We start from the raw sequence: 20,636 nt of genomic DNA on the forward strand, positions 1-20,636 counted from the left end.
GGCAGGATTTTCCAGCGTCTGGCGATAAAGCCCCGCGATCCGGTGTCTTTGGGCGTGAAGTTACAAAAACTCACGATAATCGCGCCCTTTTTTGACACAGATCAAGTTTTCGCCATGACCGCGCCCCTTTCCTCCCCTCCGCCGCGTTCCCTGGCACGCCGCGTCGCCCTGCTGGCCATCGGCCTGGTGGCCGTGGTGCTCGTGGTGCTGACGCTGGCCATCACGGCCGTCACCACGCAGGCCGCGCGCGCGCAGACCGAGGAGGGGGTGGGCGATGTGGTCGATGCGGTGGGCCAGTCGCTGCAGTCGGTGGACGAGGCCAATCTGGAGCTGGTGCGGCGCTCGGCGCGCTCCTTCGCGCGGGGTTTCGATCCGGCGCTGCAGCTCGATCCGGCCAGCGGCGAGCTGCGCAGCTTCGGCGCGGTGGTCAACGGCGACTACACGCTGGTGGACAAGTTCAGCCAGGACACGGGCGGCGTGGCGACGGTGTTCGCGCGGCGGGGCGATGATTTCGTGCGCATCACCACGTCGGTGAAGAACGAGCGCGGCGAGCGGGCGCAGGGCACGGTGCTCGACCGCGCGGGCCCGGCGTATGCGCCGATGCTGGCGGGCCAGCCCTATGCCGGCCGCGCGATGCTGTTCGGCAAGCCCTACATGGCGCACTACGAGCCGGTGAAGGACGCTTCGGGCAAGACCATCGCCATCCTGTTCGTGGGCAACGACCTGACGGTGTTCGAGCAGCTCACGCGCCGGCAGGTGGCCGAGGCACGCTTCTACGAGCACGGAGGCGTGTACGTGATCGACCCGCGCCGGTCGCCGCAGGACGCGGTGTTCGTGGCGCACCCCACCGCCGCGGGCAAGAAGGTGCTGGAGGCCTATCCCAAGGCGGGCGACTACCTGGCCGCGCTGCTGCAGGGCCCGGGCGGGCAGCCCGGGGCGGCGGCCTCGCCCGTGCGCGGCGTGGAGCCGCTGCTGCCGGAGCAGGGCGCGCAGCCCTGGGCCATGCGCGCGCGCACGCCCTCGGGCTGGCTGGTGGTGGCGGAGGTGTCCGATGCCGAGGCCCTGGTCGGCCTGCGGCGCGTGCACTGGGGGATGTGGGGCGCGATGGGCGTGGCGCTGCTCATCACCGGCGCGGGCATCTTCGCCATGGTGCGCCGTGGCGTGAGCGGGCCGCTGCGCGAGCTGACCGGCGCGGTGACGACGGTCGCCCAGGGCGATCTGACGCAGGCCTTCCACACGCGCCGCGACGACGAGGTGGGCGCGCTGGTGCGCGAGGTCGAGGGCATGCGCCAGCGCTACCGGCAGGTGCTGCAGCAGGTGCGCTCGGCGGTGGACAGCATCGGCACGGCCAGCGCGGAGATCGCCAGCGGCAACCAGGACCTGTCGGTGCGCACCGAGACCACGGCCAGCCACCTGGCCGAGACGGCGCAGAGCATGGACCAGCTCACGGGCACGGTGCGCCAGTCGGCCGACGTGGCGCGCCAGGCCAACCAGCTCGCCGGCTCGGCGGCGCAGGTGGCCGAGCGCGGTGGCCAGGTGGTGGGCGAGGTGGTGGCGACGATGGCGGAGATCGACGCCTCGTCGCGCCAGATCGCGGACATCATCGGCGTGATCGACGGCATCGCCTTCCAGACCAACATCCTGGCGCTGAACGCGGCGGTGGAAGCGGCCCGCGCGGGCGAGCAGGGCCGGGGCTTCGCCGTGGTGGCGGGCGAGGTGCGCAGCCTGGCCGGCCGCTCGGCCGAGGCCGCGCGCGAGATCAAGCAGCTCATCGGCAGCTCGGTGGACAAGGTGGAGGCCGGCGCGCGGCGCGTGCAGGACGCGGGCCGCACCATGGACGAGATCGTGGGGTCGGTGCGGCGCGTGGGCGGCATGGTCGGGGAGATCACGGCGGCGGCGTCCGAGCAGTCCGAGGGCATCGGGCACGTGAACGCGGCGGTGGGCCAGCTCGACCAGATGACCCAGCAGAACGCGGCGCTGGTGGAACAGTCGGCCGCGGCGGCGCAAAGCCTGCGCGAGCAGGCCGCGCGGCTGGCCGATGCGGTGAGTGTCTTCCGGCTCGCGGCGGAGCCGCGGGCCGCGTTGCCCGCGCGGGCGGCACGGGGCGCCGCCGCCCCGGCGCCGCTGCTGCCGCGCTGAGGGCGCGGGAGCGGCTCCGGGCCGGCAATTGCGAAGGTTCCGCGCCGCGCGGTGGTGTGCGGCGCCGGGGTGCGGGACAATCCCGGTGCCCGCCGCGCGGGCGCCCCATGGCGGCCCGTGCCCCTGGCGGCCCGGGCGGCCGCCGCCTCTCCCCGATGCCCCTGGAACGACCATGAACGCTCCCACCGCCCCCCATCTCCTGCAGCCGGCCGACGCGCTGGAGCACATCGGCCGCCAGTGGGACGGCGACATCCTGCGCCAGCTCACCGAGTACATCGCCATTCCCGCCAAGTCGCCCGGCTTCGCGCCCGACTGGGAGCAGCAGGGCCTGCTGGACACCGTGGTGCGCAACGCCGCCGCGTGGGTGGAGGCGCAGAAGGTGCCGGGCCTGCGGCTGGAGATCCTGCGCCTGCCGGGGCGCACCCCGGTGCTGTTCTTCGAGGTGGAGGCCACGCGCGCCCGGTCGGAGCAGACCGTGCTGATGTACGGCCACCTGGACAAGCAGCCCGAGTTCGACGGCTGGCGCAAGGACCTGGGGCCCTGGACGCCCAAGTACGAAGACGGCAAGCTCTACGGCCGCGGCAGCGCGGACGACGGCTACGCGGTCTATGCCAGCATCGCCGCCGTGCAGGAGATCCAGCGCCAGGGCGTGCCGCACCCGCGCATCGTCGGCCTGATCGAGACCTGCGAGGAAAGCGGCTCGCGCGACCTGCTGCCCTATATTGACCTGCTGCGCCCGCGCCTGGGCGACGTGGCGCTGGTGATCTGCCTGGACTCGGGCGCGGGCAACTACGACCAGCTCTGGCTCACCACCAGCCTGCGCGGCATGGTGAGCGGCACGCTCAAGGTGCAGATCCTGACCGAGGGCGTGCACTCGGGCGATGCCTCGGGCCTGGTGCCCTCGTCCTTTCGCATCATGCGGCAGGTGCTCGACCGGCTGGAGGATTCCGCCACCGGCCGCCTGCTGCCGGCGAGCTTCCACTGCGAGGTGCCGCCCGAGCGCCTCGCGCAGGCGCGCGCCACGGCCGCCATCCTGGGCGACGAGATCACCCGGCGCTTTCCCTGGGCGCACTACGACTGCGGCGGCTCCACCGCGTTCGCGCTGCCCACCACCGCCGACCCGGTGCAGGCGCTCGTCAACCGCACCTGGACGCCCACGCTCAGCGTGACCGGCGCCGAGGGCCTGCCGGCCCTGCGGGACGCGGGCAACGTGCTGCGGCCCTACACCGCCTTCAAGCTCAGCCTGCGCCTGCCGCCGCTGGTGGACGCCGCGCAGAGCGTGCAGACCCTCAAGGCCCTGCTGGAAGACAACGCGCCCTACCAGGCCCGCGTGACCTTCGAGCCCGGCAGCGCGGCCAGCGGCTGGAACGCCCCGGCGATCGAGCCCTGGTTCGAGACCGCGCTCAACGCGGCCAGCCAGGCGCATTTCGGCGCGCCCTGCGGCTACATCGGCCAGGGGGGCACGATCCCGCTCATGAACATGCTCAGCCGGGGCTTCCCCACGGCGCAGATGATGGTCTGCGGCGTGCTGGGCCCCCGCAGCAACGCCCACGGCCCCAACGAGTTCCTGCACGTGCCCTACGCCAAGAAGCTCACGGCGGCCGTGGCGCAGGTGGTGGTGAGCCTGCCGGAGCTGGGCGCGCAGGGGTGATCGTGGCGCTTTGAGTGCCAGAAGTGCCGCATGTCGCTGGATTTATTGGCTGAATAGCTACATTATTGATAGCAAACATCCAGGGCGGAGCGGCGACCTGTTCACGCCGCCCGCGCCCTGCGCTGGCGCAGGGCCAGCCAGGCGATCCCGGCGCCCGTGAGGGCGATGGGCGCGATCGATCCGACGTTCAGCAGTGCCCAGCCCTGCGTGGTGACCAGCGCGCCCGAGGCGAACGAGGTCAGCGCCATGGTGGCGAACACGCCGAAGTTGATCGTGGCTTGCGCGCGGTCCTTCTCCTCGGGCCGCCAGGACCGCATCGCCAGCGCGGTGCTGCCCGTGAAGAGGAAGTTCCAGCCCACGCCCAGCAGGAACAGCGCCACCGTGAAGTGCGGCAATTCCACGCCCGAGAGCGCGATGGCCACGCAGGCCGCGTTCAGCGCCACGCCCGCGCCCATCACCCGCAGCACGCCGAAGCGCTGGATCAGGTGGCCCGTGAAGAAGCCGGGGGCGAACATGCCGATCACGTGCCATTCCAGCACGAAGGCGGCGTCGCCGAAGCCGTGGCCGCAGACCTGCATGGCCAGCGGCGTGGCGGCCATCAGCAGGTTCATCACGCCGTACCCGAGCGCCGCGCCCGCCACCGCCAGCGCGAACACCGGGTCGCGCAGCAGTTGCGCCACCGACCGGCCTGCTGGCGCGCCGTCCGCCGCCGCGCGCCGTGGCACCGGCGGAAACCGCACGAAGGCCATGCACGCCATCGACGCCAGCGCCACGGCCACCAGCGCCAGGTAGGCGCCCATGAACGGCACGCCGAGCAGGTCGCGCGTGTGGTGGGCGAGGTTGGGCCCGGCCACCGCGCCCAGCAGGCCGCCGGCCATCACCAGCGACACCGCCTTGTCGCGCTGCGGTTCGGGCGCGATCTCGGCCGCGGCGAAGCGGTAGAGCTGCCCGTTGGCGCTGTAGTAGCCCGCCACCACGGTGGCCGCGCACAGCAGCCAGAAGGCATGCGCCCACACCGCCAGCGCGCACAGCAGTGCCGACACGGCCGCCACCGCCAGCCCGAGCTGGAACGAGGCCTGCCGGCCCCAGCGCCGCTGCGCGCGCGCCACGAGGCCGGTGGAGAGGGCGCCGCCCACCACGTAGCCCATCACGGGCAGCGTGGCCATCCAGCCGCGCGGCGCGAGCTGCAGGCCCACGAGCCCGTTGATGGCGATGAAGACGACGTTGTTGGTGAGGAACAGGCCCTGGCAAAGGGCGAGCAGGCCGAGGTGCTGGCGGTGCGTGGTCATGCGCCGATCTTGCACTCTGGCATGGTGTCAAGGTCAAGGGGCGGCCGGGGCCGGGAGCGATTCCACCGTGCGGTTGCGGCCCGCGGCCTTGGCCGCATAGAGGGCCTTGTCGGCGCGCTCCAGGGTGTCCTCGGCGGTTTCCCCCAGGGCATGCAGCGCGAAGCCGATGGAGACGGTAATGCGCAGCGGCTCCGCAGGCGCTGCGGCCTTCGCGCCGTGGTGGGCGATGCGCAGGCGCTCCACCGCTTCGCGCACGCGCTCCAGCAGCGCCCGCGCGTCGCCGGGCTGGGTGTTGCAGAGCATCAGCACGAACTCCTCGCCGCCCCAGCGCGAGACGACGTCGGAGTCGCGCACGGACTGGCGCACCGCCCGGGCGAAGGCCTGCAGCGCGCGGTCGCCGGCCGCGTGGCCGTGGGTGTCGTTGACGGCCTTGAAATGGTCCAGGTCGATCAGCGCGAGCACCAGCGGGTGTCCCGAGCGCGCCACGCGCCGCTGTTCCAGCCGCATCAGCTCCAGCATGTGCCGGCGGTTGAGCAGGCCCGTCAGCTCGTCGTGCGTGGCCAGCTCGCGGATGTGCTCCAGCGCCTGGGCCAGCTCGTGTTTCTGGCGCTGCAGCTGCTCCCGCGTGGCCTGCAGCCGCGTGGTGAGGAAGGTGCTGCCCAGCAGCACCACGGCGATCATGATCCCGTAGGCCGCCGACAGCGCGGCCGAATGCCCGGGTTCCCCGCGCAGCTCCACCGCCGCGATCGCGGTGCCGAACGCGGCCATGGCGTACACCATCACGCCGAGCATCTGCCGCGGGGACAGCCCGAAGATGCCGAACATCAGGATCACGGCGAGGATGGGCAGCGCGATGCCCCGGGCCTGCCCGCCGATGGCATAGGCCACGGCATTGCAGGCGATCGCGTAGAGGATCTGCAGCAGCGTGAGGGAGGGATCGGCCCAGCGCGCCGACACGCCGCAGCGGATGAGCGCATACACCAGCAGCAGGCCGCCGGTGGACATGAGGGTCCAGACCCGCACCGGACCGGGCTCCGCCAGGCCCGCGGCCACCGCGATGTGCATCGCCACCATGCAGCAGACCATCAGCAGCGCCGCGAGCCCGGCCATGGACAGCCGGAGGCGCTGGCGCCGGTCGGTGGTGAGGAGGGCGTCGAGCACGCGCGACCCCGCGGACTTCCCGTCGGGGAGGGCGGGGGGCCGGGGCGCGGGCGATTCTGGCACCGTGGTGGTCTCCTTCGGGCGCGGGGCGACGCCGCCGGTGGTTGTACTCCACGGACCCGTGCCAGGACAATGGCCGCGCCGCCGGTTGCGGGGAAACCCTAGAACCTAGAAGCGGCGGCGGGCCGTGCCGCCCGGGTTCACAGCCATGCCTCCTGCTCGGCCTTGCAGCCGAGGCGCTCCAGAGCGTCGCGCAGCTGCGCCAGGGGCTCCGGCAGGGCGCCCCGCGCCGCCTGGCGGGCCAGCAGGCCGCGGTCGAAGGCGTTGAGCGGCAGGGTGGGGCCGTCCTGCCAGTGCTCGGGCGCCATCCGGTGGGGGCCCCATTCGAGCCCGCGCGACTGCCACAGGGCGCCGGCGGTGAGCGCGATCTCGATGCCGGCGGGGTCGGGGTCGCAGCTGATGCGGGCCGGCGCGGGCGCCCGGTCGAGCAGCCAGCCCAGCGCGGCCAGCCAGTCGTCCGGCGGCCGGCCGGGCAGCCAGGCCACGCAGGTGCCGGGCTCGGCCTGCGCGGCCTGCCGCTCGAAGCTCGTGCGGTTCTCGATGAGCCAGTAGCATCGGGGCGGGGCCGCCACGCGGGTGCCGTCGCCCAGGGCTTTCATGGGCAGGCCGCAAAAGCCCGCGGCGCCCGCGTCGATGCGGCCCCGGGCGGTCTCCAGCGAGAGCGTGCCGCCCAGCCAGAGGATGAAGGCGAGGCGCTCGATGCCCACGGATTCGAGCGGAACGTGCGCCTCCAGCCATTTCCATTCGGCCGGGGTGATGTCCTTGGTGCCCTGGCGCGCATGCTGCGCGAAGTTCCTGCGCAGCCCGAAGCGCTGCTCGGCATGCCACGTCGCGAGGGCCTGGAGCAGTTCGGCGCGGGCGTTCAGGATGCCGGCGCCCAGGGCGCCGCGCAGGCAACTGGCGACCGCGGCCTCCAGCCAGGGGTGCTCCTGCGCCAGCGCGGCCAGTTGCTGCCGTGTGCCGTCGCGGGCGGCCTGGCGTTCGTCCGCGGTGCGCAGCCCCAGGCTTTTCTGGAGCGCGGGCAGGTCGCGCCAGGCCACCCGCTCGACGCGCCACGTGCCCCGCACCAGGCTTTCCCGGGCGGTTGCCGCGCCCGCCGCGACCAGCGCTTCCAGCAGGTCGTCGGCCCATTCCAGCAGATCCTGGCCGGCTTCCTCCAGCAGGGTCTGCCAGCGCCGCTCGGCGGCGTGCGAGGCGAGCCAGCGGCGCAGCAGCGCTTCCTGGCGCGGGCTCAGCGGGGGCAGCGCGGCGAAGGGCGCGTCGCTCTCGCGGGTCCGGGCGCGGCTGCGGGTGGTGGTGACCACGGCCATGGCGATGCCCCCGGAACGTTTTCCGCCCGTCCGCCCGGGCCTACGCGGCCATGGGCGCCAGCTCCGGCACCCCGCGCCGCTTGGCCACGGCGATGGGCGGCGCCCAGCGCGAGCCCTGGGGCTTCTTGCTGGTCACCAGCGTGATCTCGGCCGGCTCGAACACTTCGAGGTTGTGGGTGATGGGCGTGGTCAGCACGTACTGCGCCTGCGTGGAGCGCAGGAAGTGGCCCACGAGCTGGATGTTGCGCACGTCCAGGTGGGCGAAGGGCTCGTCGATGAAGACGAAGCCGCCCGAGCCGCTTTCCTCGTCCTTCAGCAGCCCCACGAGCAGGATCAGCGACTTGATGACTTGCTGGCCGCCCGAGGCCTCGCCGTCGTTGAGGCCGATGCTGCCCTTGCCGTCGAAGGCGAAGTGCACCTTCAGGCCCGCCTGTGCGAGCACGGTGTCGTCGTTCTCCAGCAGCGGCAGGTCGGCCGCCACCTCCACGCCCGCGAGCGCGCCCAGCTCCTGGATGTTCTTGCGGTAGCGGCGCACGGTGCTGCGCAGCACCTCGATGTAGCTCTCGCGCGCATTCATCACGGCGGTGCCGGCCTGGGCATTCTTCACCTGGTGGTCCGAGAGGCTCAGGGCCTGCTCGCGCACGGTGGTCTCCATGCGGCGGAAGCGCTCTTCCACGGTGGCGTCCTGCTCCCAGGTGCCCTGCTCCAGCTCCTGCTCCACGGCCTGCAGGCGCAGCCGGGCCTGCGTGTCGTTCGTGTAGGACTCCACCAGCGCGGCGAGGGCCTCGGCGGCCGTCCAGCGCGGGGGGAACTGGCGGCGCTGCGCCTGGCTGCGCCGCGCGTGGTCCAGGTGCGTGCGGCGCCGCGCGGTCCATTCCTGTGCGGCGCGTTCGGTGTCGCTGCGCGAACGCTTGAGCTGCTGCTCCAGGCGCTGGTGCTCGTCGGTGAATGCGCGGTGGCGGTCGTGGGCGCGCGTGGATTCGGTGTCCAGGCGCTGCCAGCGCTGGGCGGCGGCGATGCGCGCCTGCCGCGCGGCGGGCAGCGCCTCGCGGGCCTGGGCGAATTCGTCGCTGCGGCGCGCGAGCTCCTCGGCCGCGCTGTGGCCTTCGAGCGCGCGGCGCGTGTCGTTGATCTGCCGCTTGAGGGCCATGAGGCGGTCGAGCACGGGCGCGAGCTGCGCGTCGATCTGCGCCAGGTCGCGCTCGGCGGCGGCGCGGCGCGCATGCACGGCGGCGGCGCCGAACTGGTGGTCGCGCGGCTCCACCCACATCGAGCGCGCGCCGCGCCCGTCGTGCATGTACGCCTGCGGCGTGATCCAGGTGCCGCCCAGGCGCTTGCCCTCGCGCGGGTCGGCCACGCAGCGCAGCTGCTGCAATTGCTGCACCAGCCAGCGCGGCACGGGCGCGGTGAAGCGCACGTGCGCCAGCAGCGTGCCGGGCTCGCCGCGCACCGGCTTCTCGCCGGGGCCGACGAGGTAGTGGCGGTAGCGCTCACGCTCGCCGATGTCGTAGGCCTCGGCCAGGTCGCTGTCCTTGTCGAGCAGCACCACCCAGCGGTGGCCGCGCAGCACGCCTTCGATGGCGGCGCGCCAGGCCTCGTCGGCCACCTCCACCACCTCGGCGACGAAGCGGTGGCCGATGCCCTGGGCCGTGAGGCGCTTGCGGAACTGCTGCACCTCGGCCGGCAGCGGCGGCAGGGTCTGGCCCTCCAGCGCCTTGAGCGCGTCCTGGGCGATGCGGCGGCGCTGCTGCAGGGTGGAGCGCTCGTCCTGCGCCCCGGATTCCTGCTCCTGCAGCTGCTGCAGGTGGGCCTGCAGCTCGTCGGCATTGCTGCCCTTGTCCACCAGGGCCGCCAGCTCGGCCTCGCGCTTGCCGAGCTGCTCCAGCGGCGCCTCGTGGCGCGTGGCGTCGTCCAGCGCGGTGCGGGCCTCGTCGCGCTCGGCGCGCAGGCGCTCGGCATCGGCCTGGGCGCTGGTGCTTTCATGGAGCAGCGTGAGCAGGCGCTTGTTCTGCGCGGCCTGCTCGGCCAGCGCCGTGCGGTGCTGCGTCTTCTGGCGGCGCAGCTCGCGCGCCTGCTTCGCGAGGCCCTCGCGCTCGCCGTGCCAGCCGAGCACGGGGAGCACCTCGGTGCCGAGGCGCTCGCGCTCGGCGAGCTTGAGCTGCCAAGCCTTGTAGCTCGCCACGCGGTTCTGCAGTTCGGAGAGCTGGGTGCGGCTGTGGTCGAGCTCGCGCTCGGCCTGCACCATCTCGCGCGCGAGCTGCTGCTGGTGTTCGCGCGCCTGGTCGTAGGCGTCCAGCACCTGCTGGTCGCCGAACACGTCGAACACCAGGCGCAGCAGCTCGCGCGGGCTGAATTCGCAGAGCCGGTCGGTCTGGCCCTGCTCCAGCGAGAGCACGCGCGCGATGGCGGGCGAGAGGCCGGCCGCGCCGAGCACGCGGCCCCAGGCCTCCACGCCCATGAAGCCGAGGTCTTTCTCGGGCGTGTCGCGCAGCTGCTCGATGGAGACGTCGCCATCGAGCAGGCAGTAGCGGCGCTGCCAGTCGCCGCCGTTCTTGTCGATGCGGCAGGCCAGCGTGACCTGGTCGGCATACAGCAGGCGCCGCGCGAACGGGCGGCTGGAGGTCTGGCGGCCCTGCGGCCGGTTGTCCACCACGGCGCGCAGCCAGGCGGTCTGCGCGCCCGCGTGGCGGGCGTAGGTGCGGTAGTCGCGCGGGGCCGAGCAGCGCAGGCCCAGCAGCGTGCGCATGGCGTCCAGCAGCGTGGTCTTGCCCGAGCCGTTGGGGCCGGCGATGGTGATGATGGAGGCGTCCAGCGGCAGCGCGACGCGCTGGCAGTAGTCCCAGTGGACGAGTTCGAGGGATTGCAGGTGGAACATGGGGTCAGGCGGGCTCGGACTCGGGGGAGGGCGGCGGCGCGGCATCCGTGGCCGGTGCCGCTGCACGCTCGCGCGCGAGCACGTCGGCCAGCGCGCCGTCGAGGATGCGCGGCGCGAGCACGTCGTAGTCGAGCAGCACGTCCAGCAGCGGGCCTTCGGCGATCTCGTCCTGGCGGCGCAGGATGAAGCCGTGGCGCTCCAGCAGCTTGAGGTTGGCGTCCAGCCGCAGCTTCTTGCCGAGCTGGTTGCCGTAATCTTCCAGCAGGGTTTTGTACGACAGCACGGGGCTCGCCAGCCGTGCGGAGGGCAGGGGCTTGGCGCCGGGGAAGAAGTCGTTCTGGCCGTCGCCCTCGGCCTCGGTGCGGCTGGTCTGGCGCTCGCGCTTGGGCAGGACGATCAGCGCCCACAGCACCACCAGCAGGGCCTGGGCGTCGCGCGGCAGGTCGAGGTTGTTGTTGGCGTTGAGCGCCGCCTCGCCCAGCACGGCGTTCTGCGCGGGCGCCAGCAGGGCCACGCTCACGTGGTCGGCGTAGATGCTGTCCATCCAGCGCAGGCCCGACTGGGCCAGGCGCTGCTCGACCTGGGCGAACAGCTCGGCATCGACCAGCGCGCGCTTGACGCGCGGGTGGCTGCGCGGCAGCCAGCGGCGCGTGAGGAGTTCTGCGATCAGCAGGGCGGCGTCGTCCATGGGCAGAGGTCCATCCGGGAAAAAGGGAAGAAAACGAAGAAGGCGGTGTCAGCCGGCGCCATCGGGCGGTGCCTCGGTGTCCGGCGGCATGTCGGCGGGCACCAGGCGGCCCTGGCTCATCAGCTCCACCTGCGCGTGGTCCAGCGCCTGCGTGGCGGCCTCCCACCGCACGCGCCAGGGCTGGCGCGCCAGGGCCCCGGTGGCGCCGGGCAGCACGCCGGCCTGCGGGTCGCCCAGCAGCGGCAGCAACTGGGCCTTGTAGGCCACCTGGGCGTAGCGCGCGTCCTGCGGCCGGGCCCCGAGCAGCGCCTCGGCCACGCCGCGCGGCGCGGGCGGGCCGCCCTCCAGCGCCCAGGCGGAGAGCAGGTCGGCCAGGTCGCCCAGCTCGCGCGGCAGCGCCACAGCGGTGAGGCTGCCCTGGGGCGCGTCCTGCGCGCCGGGCAGGTCCTCGGCGGGGCCCTGCGCGGGGCGGTCGCGCTCGAACTCGGCCTCGGCCACGTCCAGCAGCTCGTGCGGCGCCAGCGCGCACAGGCCCACGGGCGCGGCGAGCGCGCCCTCGGCCAGCGCGGCGGGCTGGCGCAGCGTCTGCAGCCAGCGCTTCACGTCGGTGCTGGTGATGCCGGTGGTGCCCAGCGTCACGCGCTGTCGGTCCACCTGCTGCAGCGCGCGGTTGAACTGGCTGGCCATGGCCAGCAGGCGCGACTGCGCCTGGCCCAGCGCGCGCGCGGCGCGCTCCATGGCGATGTGGCCGTGCGCGTGGCCGATGATGGCCGTGATGGCGTCCGAGGCACGGTCGATGAGCTGGGCCGCGCGGTCGTAGCGCTGGCGCGCGGCGCGCAGGCGGAACTCCGAGCCGCTCGCGATCGCATCGGCGAATTCGCCGTGCAGCCGCGCGAGCTGCGCCTGCAGCATCTGCAGCTGGCCCGCGTCGAGCGCGCCGAGCTGGTTGGCGCCCACCACCTGCCCGAGCAGCGCGGCCAGCTCGCCGCCCTCGGCATCCTGCGCAGCGGCCTCGCCGCTCGCGAGCGGCGCGAGCAGGCCCGCCACGCGCTGCGCGAGCGGCGGCAGCGCGTAGGTGCGGGCGCTTTCGTCCCAGGCGAGCAGGCCCACGTCGCGAAAGCGCTTGAGCACGGTGTCCAGCGCCTCGGGGCGCAGCGCGTGGAACAGCTCGTCGATGCGCTCGCGCGCGAGCTGCGCCTCGCCCTGGCGCGCGAGCTGCAGGAAGGCCCAGAGGCGCAGCTGCACCAGCGCGGCGGGGCCGTGGAAGAGGCCGCTGAGCGCCTGCGACAGCTCCTGCTCGCGCGCGATGCGCCAGAGCAGCGGGTCGTCGGTGGCCGCGTCGGTGTCGCGGAAGAAGTCGAAGAGGGCGCCGGCCGCCTCGCCCGCGTCGTCCGGCGCGGGCAGGTCGGCGCCCGGCGCGTCGCTCCAGGGGCTGAGGTTGGGCGGGGTAGTGGTGGCCATGCGCGCCGTCATCCGCAGGCCAGCAGCGAGAGCGCCGCGACGGAGGCCGTCTCGGCGCGCAGCACGCGCGCGCCCAGGCTGGCGGGCAGGAAGCCGTGCTCCAGCGCCAGGTCTTCCTCGTGCGGCGCCAGGCCGCCCTCGGGGCCGTGCAGCACCTGCACACCGGCGGCCGCGCCGGCGGCCTCCACCAGGGGCCGGCTGCCCGCGCGCAGCGAGAGCACCAGCCGCGCGGCGCCGGGCCCGGGGGGCAGGCGCAGCCAGTCGGCCAGCGGGACGGGCGCCCCGACCTCCGGCACGCGGTTGCGGCCGCACTGCTCGCAGGCGGCCGCCGCGATGGCCTGCCAGTGGGCCTGGCGCTTGGCGGCCCGCTCGCCCGCGAGCTTGAGCACGCTGCGCGCCGCCGCCACGGGCTGGATGCGGGTCACGCCGAGTTCGGTGGCCTTCTCGACGAGCCAGTCCATGCGCTCGTTGGCCGGCATGCCCACCACGAGGTGCACCGCGCGCGCGGCCTCGCGCTCCACGGGGTCGTGCGCGCCCACCAGCACGTCCACATCGGAGCGGCCCATGCGCGCCACCGTGGCCGCGTACTCGCCGCCGCGCCCGTCGAAGAGCGTGATCGCGTCGCCGGGCTGCAGGCGCAGCACCTGCACGTGGCGCGCGGCCGAGGGCGGCAGGGCCAGCGTCGCGCCGCTGGCGAGCGGCTCGGGGCAGTGGAAGCGGGGTGTGTTCACTCTTGCTATTGTTTTGGTAGCTGAAGAATCAGCAAATACGGCGACATGGGCCGGTAAACCCTGAAAAACGGCCCCCGGGGGCCGTCAGACCCGCCCGAAGGCGTAGCCGGTCGGCGCCTCGGTGCCCTCGATCGCATCGACGAGCCGCAGCAGCGGCGCCAGCTCGCGGTAGCGGCCGGCCGTGGCGCGGATGTAGCCGATGAAGCGCGGCGTGTCGGCCAGGTAGCGCGGCTTGCCGTCGCGCAGCGTGAGCCGCGCGAAGATGCCGGCCACCTTCAGGTGGCGCTGCAGGCCCATCCACTCCACCGCGCGGTAGAACGTGCCGAAGTCGTCGCCCCAGCCGGTGGCGCTGCCGGCCCCGAGGATGCCCGCGCGGCGGGCCTTCTCCCAGTAACGCACGGTAATGTCGATGACGAAGTCCTCGTCCCAGCTGATGAAGGCGTCGCGCAGCAGGCTGGCGATGTCGTAGGTCACGGGGCCGTGCACCGCGTCCTGGAAGTCGAGCACGCCGAGCGCCGCGCCGGCATCGCCCGGCACCATCAGGTTGCGCATCATGAAGTCGCGGTGCACGTACACCGGGGGCGCCGCGAGGTTCTCCGCCACGATGGCGTCGAAGGCCCGCGCGAGCGCCGCCTGCTGCGCATCGGCGAGCTGCACGCCGCGGTGGCGCGCCACGTACCAGTCGGGGAAAAGCGCCAGCTCGCGGCGCAGCAGTGCCTCGTCATAGGCCGGCAGCACGCCGGGGCGCGAGGCCTGCTGCCACTGCAGCAGCACGTCGGTGGCCTGCAGGTACCAGGCGTGGGCGTCGGCGGGCCGCTCGGGGTCGAGGCGCTCGATCACGGTCTGGGAGCCCAGGTCGGTGAGCAGCATGAAGCCGTGGGCCTCGTCCCAGGCGAGGATCTGCGGCACGTTCAGGCCGGCGTCCGCCATCAGGCGCTGCACGCGCGCGAAAGGGCGGCAGTCCTCCTTGTCGGGCGGGGCGTCCATGACGATGCGGCTCGCGCCGTCGGCACCGTCGATGCGCAGGTAGCGGCGGAAGCTTGCATCGACCGAGGCCGGCCGCAGGCTGGCGGGCATCAGGCCGTGCGCGGCCGCCAGGGGGGCGAGCCATGCCTCGAAGGCGGCGCGGCGGGCGGCATCGGGCCACGGAACGGTGCGGGCTCCGGCGTCGGCGGCCGGGGAGGGGGGGCGGGGGTGGCTCATGGATAATCCGATTTTACAAACCCGGCCTCTCCGGCCCGGGTGGCCTGCGGCGCCGGCGCTTCTCGCGCGGGTGCGCCGCCGACCGGTTGAATCCATGGACCTCTCTTCCTTGCCCGATCCTCTCCGACCGACGCATTCCCTCTCGCCCGCGCGCCGCCGCGCGCGCACCGAGCCGCCGGCGTTCGAGCGCCGGGCGCTGGCGCGGCTGGCGGCCTGCATGCTCTGCGGCGTTCCGCTGGCGGTGCTCGCGCAGGGCGAATCCGGGGCCGCCACGCCCGCCGAGGCTGCCCCGGCCCTGCGCTCCAGCCCGCTGCTGCAGGAGAAGATCCCCGACGACGTGCGCCCGAAGCTGCCGATCTTCGTGCGGGGCGACCGCGTCACCGGCCAGCCCGACATCAACGCCACCGTCGAGGGCAACGCCGAGCTGCGCCGCGGCGACACCGTCATCCGCGCCGAGCGGCTCGACTACAACGTGCCCGACGACCTCGCCAAGGCGCGGGGCAGCGTGCGCATCAACCGCGCGGGCAACGTGTACGAAGGCTCGGTGCTGGAGCTGCAGGTGGATGCGTTCTCGGGCTACTTCGACGACGCCAGCTACCGCTTCCTGATCAACGGCGCCCATGGCGACGCCAGCCGCGTGGACTTCATCGACCGCGACCGCGCCGTGGTGCACCAGGCCACCTACACCACCTGCCAGAAGAACGACGAGTCCACCTGGCAGCCCGACTGGGTGGTGCGCGCGCGCTCCATCCGCATCGACAATGCCGAGCAGGTGGGCACGGCCGAGGGCGGCGTGCTGGAGTTCAAGGGCGTGCCCGTCCTGCCGGTGCCCGGCAGCTTCACGTTCCCGCTCTCGGACAAGCGCAAGTCCGGCCTGCTGCCGCCCACCATCGGCATCGACAACGTGAGCGGCATCGAGTATTCGCAGCCCTACTACTGGAACATCGCGCCCAACCGCGACGCCACCATCACCCCCACGGTCATGTCCAAGCGCGGGGTGAATGTCAACGGCGAATTCCGCTATCTGGAGCCCACCTACAGCGGCGAGCTGCGCGCCGACTACATGCCCGCCGACCGCCTGCGCGACCGCGAACGCTGGGGCCTGGGCGTGAAGCACCGGGGCTCGCTGGACACCTCCTTCGGCGCGGTGGGCCTGAGCCTGGACGTGAACCGCGTGAGCGACGACAACTACTGGCGCGACTTCACCACCCGCACCAACGGCGGGCTCACGCAGCTCACCCAGCGCCTGCTGCCGGCGGATGCCTCCCTCTCGTGGGGCCGCTACGACATGTCGCTGAGCCTGCGCACGCTGAAATGGCAGACCCTGCAGGACGTGAACGCGCCCATCGTCCCGCCCTACGACCGCATGCCCCAGATCCACTGGGGCTACATGCCCTCGGCGCTGCCCTACGGCCTCGATGCGAGCGTGGAGGCCGACTACACCGACTTCCAGGCCAACCGCGCGCTCACGGGCCAGCCCAACGCGCGCCGCAGCTACGCAGTGGCGCAGGTGAGCCGGCCGTTCCTGGCGCCCTCGGGCTTCATCACCCCGCGCGTGCAGTTCCATGCCACGCAGTACGACTTCGACAGCGCGCTGGCCAACGGCCAGCGCAGTGCCAGGCGCGCGCTGCCCACCTTCAGCGTGGACAGCGGCCTGGTGTTCGAGCGCGACACCCGGTATTTCGGCCGCAGCTTCCTGCAGACGCTGGAGCCGCGCGCCTTCTATACCTACACGCCCTACCGCGACCAGAGCCTGATCCCGGTGTACGACACGGCGGCGACCGATTTCAACTTCGCCACCATCTACACCGAGAACGCCTACGGCGGCAGCGACCGCATCGCCGACAACAACCTGCTCACCCTGGGCGTGACCACCCGCCTGCTCGATCCGGTCGACGGCGCCGAGGCCGCGCGCTTCGGCATCGCCCAGCGCGTGCGCTTCAGCGACCAGAACGTCGTGCTGCCGGGCGAGTCGCCTGTGAGCGAGCGCCTCTCGGACGTGCTGCTGGGCGCCGGCATCAACTGGACGCCGCGCTGGGGCTTCGACTCCACCGTGCAGTACAACCCCAAGACGGGCCGCTCCATCCGCTCCACCGTGGGCGCGCGCTACAACCCCGGCAACTACCGGGTGCTGAGCGCGGCCTACCGCCTGCAACGCGGCACCAGCGAGCAGATCGACGTGGGCTGGCAGTGGCCCATCAACGACCTCTGGGGCGACCGCGGCCAGGACCTCGGCCCGGGCCGCGGGCAGGGCGGTGGCCGCTGGTACTCGGTGGGCCGCCTCAACTACAGCCTGCAGGACCGCAAGCTCGTGGACACCGTGATCGGCTTCGAATACGACAGCTGCTGCTGGATCGGCCGCGTGGTGCTCGAACGCCTGCAGAGCAGCGTCACCACGACCAACACGCGCCTGCTGTTCCAGATCGAGTTCGTGGGCTTCTCGCGCCTGTCGCTGGGCTCCAACCCGCTCACGACCCTGAAGCAGAACATCCCGCGCTACCAGTACCTGCGCGAGCAGGTCTCCCCGCCGAGCCGTTTCAGCAATTACGACTGAGCGTTTCCGATTCACCCCGCTTTCCGACCCCGACGTTCCACATGAACCCACGTGCATTCACCCTGGGCCTGGCGTGCATGGCCGCCCTCGTCTCCCTCGCTCCGGCCGGCGCCGGCGCGCAGGGCCTGCGCTCCCCGGGCGGTTCCGGGCTGTCGGCACCCTCCTCGGCCGCGCCGTCGCTGCGCGCCGCCCCGTCGATCGCGCTGCCCGACCCCGGCGCCTCCCGCGGCCCGGCCGCGACCCGGCAGGCCGACTACATCGTGGCCGTGGTCAACACCGAGCCGCTCACCAACAACGAAGTGCAGGCCCGCGTCCTGCGCCTGGAGCACCAGCTCGCCGCGCAGGGCGGCGAGCAGCCCTCGCGCCAGGTCCTGGTGCGCGAGGTGCTCGAACGCCTCATCAACGAGAAGATCCAGGTGCAGATGGCCACGGAAAGCGGCCTCAAGGTGGATGACTTCGCCATCTCCCAGGCCGAGCAGTCCGTGGCCCGCCAGAACAACGTGAGCATCGAGGAGATGCACCGCCGCCTCGCCGCCGACGGCATCAGCACGGACCGCTTCCGCACCGAGCTGCGCAACCAGCTGCTGATCCAGCGCCTGCGCGAGCGCGACGTGGAGTCGCGCGTGCGCGTGAGCGACGTCGAGGTCGATCAGTACATGCGCGAGCAGCAACAGACCTCCGCGGCCGACCTCTCCAAGATCGAGCTCAACCTCGGCCACATCCTCGTCACCGTGCCCGAGAATGCCACGCCGGACGTGGTGGAGCAGCGCCGCCAGCGCGCCCAGCAGGCGGCCGACAAGGTGCGCGGCGGCGAAGACTTCGGGCAGGTGGCGCGCGAGTTCTCCGACGCTCCCGGAAGCGCCAACGGCGGCCAGCTCGGCCTGCGCCCGGCCGACCGCTATCCCGAGCTGTTCCTGCGCTCCACCCAGCAGCTGCCGGTGGGCGGCATCGCCGGCCCGGTGCGCTCGCCCGCGGGCTTCCACGTGCTCAAGGTGATCGAGCGCTCGCGCGCGGGCATCCCCAACACGGCCGTGCAGACCCATGCCCGCCACATCCTGCTGCGCGCCGGCCCGCAGCTGAGCGAATCCGCGGCCGCCGAGCGGCTGGCCGAGTACCGCCGCCGCGTCGTCTCCGGCCAGGCCGACTTCGCCACGCTCGCGCGCGAATACTCGCAGGACGGCAGCGCCAAGCAGGGCGGCGACCTCGGCTGGGCCGGCCCGGGTCGCTACGTGCCCGAATTCGAGGAGGCGCTCGACGCGCTCAAGCCGGGCGAGATCAGCCCGCCCGTGGTGTCGCGCTTCGGCGTGCACCTGATCCAGCTGCTGGAGCGCCGCGAGGCCAAGCTCACGCAGCGCGAGCAGCGCGACATGGTCCGCGACACCGTGCGCGAGAAGAAGCTCGACGAGGCCTTCGCCACTTGGGCGCAGGAGGCCCGTGCTCGCGCGTACGTGGAGTACCGCGACGCGCCCCAATGAAGCCGCACATCCCGCGCAAGCGCTTCGGCCAGCACTTCCTGGCCGACCAGGCCATCATCGACGCCATCGTGCGCGCCATCGCGCCTGCGCCCGGCCAGCCGATGGTCGAGATCGGCCCGGGGCTGGCCGCGCTCACGCAGCCGCTGGTGGAGCGGCTGGGGCGCCTCACCGTCGTCGAGCTGGACCGCGACCTCGCCGCGCGCCTGCGCGCGCATGGCCAGCTCGACGTGATCGAGTCCGACGTGCTCAAGGTGGACTTCACCGCCGTTGCTGCCGCGCTGGGCGCCGGCAGGGTCCGGGTCGTCGGCAACCTGCCCTACAACATCTCCACGCCCATCCTCTTCCATCTGCTGGACCACGTGCAGGCCATCGAGGACCAGCACTTCATGCTCCAGAAGGAAGTCATCGACCGCATGGTGGCCGCGCCGGCCACCGCCGCCTACGGGCGGCTGTCGGTCATGCTGCAGTGGCGCTATGCGATGGAGGACGTGCTCTTCGTGCCGCCCGAAAGCTTCGATCCGCCCCCGCGCGTGGACAGTGCCGTGGTGCGCATGGTCCCGCACGCCCGGCCGGCGTCCGTGGCGCCGGAACTGCTGTCCGAGCTGGTGCAGGTGGCGTTCAGCCAGCGGCGCAAGCTGCTGCGCCATACGCTGGGCCGGTGGCTCGAAGCCCGGGCCTTTGCCGGAACCTTCGATACCCAGCGCCGCGCCGAAGAGGTGCCGGTGCAGGAATACGTGGATCTGGCCCTGGCCCTGTGACGTCCGTGCGGGGCGGGGCAGAAAAAGGCAAGGCCGCCCGGGGGCGGCCTGGGGTCAGGGAACGCGCCACCGCGCGGTGGCCCGCGCGCGGCTTGGCGCGGCCGGCGTCAGGCCGCGGCGAGCCAGTAGCCTGCGTTGAACGGGCTGCTCATGCGAAGGGCAAGCGGGGAGACGTCCACGAGCTTGTCCGTGGGCATCTTCTCGGCGCCGGAATCGAGGGTGATTTCGATGGGCTCTGCGGCGGCGTCGTTAGCCTCGTTCGCCCGTTCTGCCTGGCTGGTGGATGCAGAACGGGCTACAGAAAAGAATAGAAGCACCGGAAGGGGATTTTTCGGTCACCCCAGTAATCTGCCGTCTCGCGGAAGATGTCCAGCAGTTGCTCGCGCACTTCCTTGTCGAACTTCACGGTGGTGGGGATCTGCTCCAGCACCACGATGAAACCCGGCTGCGGGCCCGATTTGTGCAGGGGATCGGTCATGCAGTCGTACAGCGCATCGAAATTTTTGCCGAAGTGCGCCGGGAACATGAACTGGCTGGCGATCAGCTCCAGGATGTCCTGCTTGGTCTGGGCGTGCGCGAGGTTGGCATACAGGAAGTGCTGGCCCAGCGACTGGGCGGATGCCTGCAGGTCCTGCACGCGGAAAGCGCGGATCGACTGCACGATGTTGGGGCGTACGCCGCGCAAGGGGTTGTCCTGGTTGTTACGAAGTGGCATTTCCATCTCCGCTGCTCTTTCTTTATGTGGTCACCAATGAGGGATATCGTTGGAAGAGCGCCAGAAGCGCGTCTTCTCAAGAAGGGAGTCGGCAGGCCTGCAATCGTTCAGTGCGTCGCGCCCATGCCGGCTGGCACACGGGCGGCGTCATTCGACGATTTTCCGAAAACTCGCGTAGTGGTCGCTGGTGTAGTAGCAGGCGTCCGGCGTGCGGGGCGGGCCCCCGCACACGATCCGGCGTGCGCCACGGTTGCGAGCCCCCGGCGTCCTGACGGTGTATTCCCGGTAATGGCCCCGCTTCTGCGCCGGCAGCAGGCGTTCCCGGTTGCCAAAGACGGTGCCGTCCTTGTCGTAGGGGAAAGGGCCGCCTTCGCGGATCAGCCCGAAGGTCGTGCGCCCTTGCGGCGGCAGCTCTGCCAGTGCGATGGTGTCAATTCCGTCCGGAGACGGGGCATTCCGGGCTTCCCCCGTAATGGGTGCCAGAACAAACGCGGCACCCAGAGCGCACGCAATACCTGCCTTGTACGCCCGGATGGCAATGGCCTTCAGCATCAACTACACCTTTC

At 72.5% G+C, this 20,636-nt stretch carries 15 protein-coding genes; 5 read left to right on the forward strand and 10 right to left on the reverse strand.

Translation table 11 applies throughout. From position 1 onward, the window contains the following. Window positions 1-114: 114 nt before the first annotated feature. Window positions 115-2,139 (forward strand): methyl-accepting chemotaxis protein, encoded by a 2,025-nt coding sequence (locus AX018_RS05280; protein WP_111876263.1) that lies wholly within the window; start codon window positions 115-117, stop codon window positions 2,137-2,139. A 172-nt stretch (window positions 2,140-2,311) separates the two neighbouring features. Next, complete coding sequence (locus AX018_RS05285; RefSeq protein ID WP_111876264.1) at window positions 2,312-3,790, forward strand: M20 family metallopeptidase; 1,479 nt, start codon at window positions 2,312-2,314, stop codon at window positions 3,788-3,790. A gap of 101 nt (window positions 3,791-3,891) precedes the next feature. Here AX018_RS05285 and AX018_RS05290 read toward each other — a convergent pair whose 3' ends face one another. The 8 genes from AX018_RS05290 to AX018_RS05325 all read right to left on the reverse strand — a co-directional run bounded on the left by AX018_RS05290 (window position 3,892) and on the right by AX018_RS05325 (window position 14,568). Next, a complete protein-coding gene (locus tag AX018_RS05290; RefSeq protein ID WP_111876265.1) occupies window positions 3,892-5,079 on the reverse strand; it encodes an MFS transporter in 1,188 nt (395 codons plus the stop codon). 33 nt (window positions 5,080-5,112) lie between these two features. Continuing rightward, entirely contained in the window at window positions 5,113-6,189 is a 1,077-nt protein-coding gene (locus tag AX018_RS05295) for a GGDEF domain-containing protein (protein ID WP_111876341.1), read from the reverse strand. Window positions 6,190-6,440: 251 nt separating this feature from the next. Next, window positions 6,441-7,610, reverse strand: coding sequence for a hypothetical protein (locus AX018_RS05300; protein ID WP_111876266.1), 1,170 nt, complete (start codon window positions 7,608-7,610; stop codon window positions 6,441-6,443). Between the two features lie 40 nt (window positions 7,611-7,650). Then, window positions 7,651-10,485 carry an ATP-binding protein gene (locus AX018_RS05305; RefSeq protein WP_111876267.1) on the reverse strand — a complete coding sequence of 945 codons (2,835 nt, stop codon included), beginning with the start codon at window positions 10,483-10,485 and terminating at the stop codon, window positions 7,651-7,653. 4 nt (window positions 10,486-10,489) lie between these two features. Beyond that, on the reverse strand, window positions 10,490-11,173 hold the full coding sequence (locus AX018_RS05310) for a hypothetical protein (RefSeq protein ID WP_111876268.1): 684 nt from the start codon (window positions 11,171-11,173) through the stop codon (window positions 10,490-10,492). A 48-nt stretch (window positions 11,174-11,221) separates the two neighbouring features. Continuing rightward, window positions 11,222-12,634 carry a hypothetical protein gene (locus tag AX018_RS05315; protein ID WP_245951441.1) on the reverse strand — a complete coding sequence of 471 codons (1,413 nt, stop codon included), beginning with the start codon at window positions 12,632-12,634 and terminating at the stop codon, window positions 11,222-11,224. 8 nt (window positions 12,635-12,642) lie between these two features. Continuing rightward, complete coding sequence (locus AX018_RS05320; protein WP_111876270.1) at window positions 12,643-13,365, reverse strand: 16S rRNA (uracil(1498)-N(3))-methyltransferase; 723 nt, start codon at window positions 13,363-13,365, stop codon at window positions 12,643-12,645. A gap of 84 nt (window positions 13,366-13,449) precedes the next feature. Then, window positions 13,450-14,568, reverse strand: a complete 1,119-nt coding sequence (locus AX018_RS05325) for an aminoglycoside phosphotransferase family protein (protein WP_111876271.1) — start codon at window positions 14,566-14,568, stop codon at window positions 13,450-13,452. A 94-nt stretch (window positions 14,569-14,662) separates the two neighbouring features. Between AX018_RS05325 and AX018_RS05330 the strand changes: the two genes are divergently transcribed. Genes AX018_RS05330 through rsmA form a run of 3 tightly spaced genes read left to right on the forward strand, consistent with a single transcriptional unit; the run spans window position 14,663 to window position 19,355 of the window. Further along, entirely contained in the window at window positions 14,663-17,122 is a 2,460-nt protein-coding gene (locus AX018_RS05330; protein WP_111876272.1) for an LPS-assembly protein LptD, read from the forward strand. A 41-nt stretch (window positions 17,123-17,163) separates the two neighbouring features. Further along, window positions 17,164-18,597 carry a peptidylprolyl isomerase gene (locus tag AX018_RS05335; RefSeq protein ID WP_111876273.1) on the forward strand — a complete coding sequence of 478 codons (1,434 nt, stop codon included), beginning with the start codon at window positions 17,164-17,166 and terminating at the stop codon, window positions 18,595-18,597. Beyond that, window positions 18,594-19,355 carry a 16S rRNA (adenine(1518)-N(6)/adenine(1519)-N(6))-dimethyltransferase RsmA gene (gene rsmA / locus AX018_RS05340; RefSeq protein WP_111876274.1) on the forward strand — a complete coding sequence of 254 codons (762 nt, stop codon included), beginning with the start codon at window positions 18,594-18,596 and terminating at the stop codon, window positions 19,353-19,355. Before AX018_RS05335 ends, rsmA begins: the two co-directional genes overlap by 4 nt. A 295-nt stretch (window positions 19,356-19,650) precedes the next feature. Here the strand turns inward: rsmA and AX018_RS05345 are convergent, their stop codons facing one another. After that, a complete protein-coding gene (locus tag AX018_RS05345; RefSeq protein ID WP_111876275.1) occupies window positions 19,651-20,076 on the reverse strand; it encodes a barstar family protein in 426 nt (141 codons plus the stop codon). 141 nt (window positions 20,077-20,217) lie between these two features. After that, the gene (locus tag AX018_RS05350; RefSeq protein ID WP_111876276.1) at window positions 20,218-20,622 is read right to left on the reverse strand and encodes a guanyl-specific ribonuclease; all 405 of its coding nucleotides are present in this window, start codon (window positions 20,620-20,622) and stop codon (window positions 20,218-20,220) included. Window positions 20,623-20,636: the final 14 nt, after the last annotated feature.

Origin of the sequence: Paracidovorax anthurii (assembly GCF_003269065.1) — a bacterium.
Taxonomy (GTDB): domain Bacteria; phylum Pseudomonadota; class Gammaproteobacteria; order Burkholderiales; family Burkholderiaceae_C; genus Paracidovorax; species Paracidovorax anthurii.